This is a genomic window from Microbispora sp. CSR-4 (genome assembly GCF_008033685.1).
In the GTDB taxonomy this organism is placed as follows: Bacteria; Actinomycetota; Actinomycetes; order Streptosporangiales; family Streptosporangiaceae; genus Microbispora.
In genome coordinates, this window is record NZ_VJVX01000155.1 from 1 (window position 1) to 1,704 (window position 1,704).

At 68.3% G+C, this 1,704-nt stretch carries 1 protein-coding gene and 1 pseudogene; both read right to left on the reverse strand.

Annotation, left to right across the window (positions count from 1 at the left end):
• Positions 1-235 precede the first annotated feature (235 nt).
• A complete protein-coding gene (gene istB, locus FLV34_RS39160) occupies positions 236-1,030 on the reverse strand; it encodes an IS21-like element helper ATPase IstB (RefSeq protein ID WP_147945571.1) in 795 nt (264 codons plus the stop codon).
• Positions 1,031-1,143: 113 nt separating this feature from the next.
• A pseudogene (locus FLV34_RS39165) lies at positions 1,144-1,608 on the reverse strand (IS21 family transposase); the annotation flags it as partial.
• Positions 1,609-1,704: the final 96 nt, after the last annotated feature.

Genomic DNA, 1,704 nt, shown 5'->3' on the forward strand with positions numbered 1-1,704 from the left:
ATGTCCCGTCGTGTAGTGATCTCGTCCTGCCCTTCCGTCGCACTCTCGGTGTCACAACGCACCACTACCTGCGACGGAAGGAGAACAGACCATGACAGACACCACGATCGCCCCTCCGGAGGAGATGCCCGGCTGCGAGTGCGGGGCGCTGCTGGAGGAGGGACAGACCCGCTGTGTCAACGTCGCTCGAATGTGGGACCAGGGGCGACGCTCGAATCTGGACCCGTTTGTTGATCTAGTCGTTGGTCTTGGCTGCGGGCACGCGGCCCAGGTCACGGTCTTTGAGCCGGTAGCTGTCTCCTTTCAGCGAGACCACCTCGGCGTGGTGGACGAGACGGTCGATCATGGCGGCGGCGACCACGTCATCGCCGAATACCTCACCCCAGCGGCCGAAGGGCTTGTTGCTCGTCACGATCAGGCTCGCCCGTTCGTAGCGGGAGGAGACGAGCTGGAAGAACAGGTTGGCGGCTTCGGCTTCGAACGGGATGTAACCGACCTCGTCCACGATCAGCAGCGGGATCCGGCCGAGCTTGACGAGCTCGTCTTGCAAGCGCCCGGCCTGGTGCGCCTCGGCCAGACGGCCGACCCATTGGGCCGCGGTGGCGAACAGCACGCGGTGACCGGCCTGGCAGGCGCGGATGCCCAGCCCGATGGACAGGTGAGTCTTGCCGGTGCCGGGCGGGCCGAGGAAGACCACGTTCTCCCGGGCGGCCACGAAGTCCAGGGTGCCCAGATGGGTGATGACCTCGCGTTTGAGGGAGCGCTGGTGGTCGTAGTCGAACTCCTCCAGCGACTTGCGGGCGGGGAAACGGGCCAGCCGGATACGGCCTTCCCCGCCGTGGGCCTCGCGGGCGGCGACTTCTCGCTGCAGGCAGGCGGCCAGGAACTCCTCATGGCTCCAGTCTTCGGCGCGGGCGCGTTCGGCCAGCCGCTCAACGGCCGCGGCCAACGAGGGCGCCTTCAGCACGCGGGTCAGGTAGGCGATCTCGGCGGCGGCGTCACGGCTGCCGGTGGCGTTCTTGGCGGTCATCGCGTCACCACCTGGTGCTCGCCCAGGCCGAACAGGCGGTCGTAGTCGGTGAGTTTGCGCTGCTCGACGTCGGCGTCCACCGCCGCAGGCGGCGACGGCCGCCGGGCGAGTGCGCGCAATGCGCGGGCGGCCTGGTCGTGTTCGGGTGCGGTGATGGTCTGGTGGGCTGCCCAGCACCGCTCATGGGAGGCGACCAGCCGTCCCTCACAGGTGGCCCGCACCTGGTCCAGATCAGCGGTGACCTCGATGCGGCGGCCGATGACCGAGGGATGCACCGAGTAGTCGTTGGAGTCCAGGCGCACGTAGTAGTCCCGCCCCAGACGGGTCGTCAGGTGCCAGCCGGTGACCGGCGGCAGCGGCGGAAGTTCCAGCATCGCGGCGAGGTCGGCGGCCAGCCGGTCGGCGGGCCGGCACTCGATGCGGCGGTGATGACGCTGGTTGGCTCGCTGCAGCCAGGCGGCCATCTGGGCATTGAAGTCGGCCGGGCCGGTGAAGGACCTGCCCGGCAAGAAGGAGGTCTCCAGGTAGCCGTTGGCGCGTTCGACCAGTCCTTTGGCCTCCGGGTCACCGGGCCGGAGGTTGTCCCGTAGCTCGTAGAACTTGAAGTGGCGGTCCCCGCCTCGGGCCCTACCTGGTGGTAGGTCTCGAGCAATCGCCAAATCACTCCGAGTAAG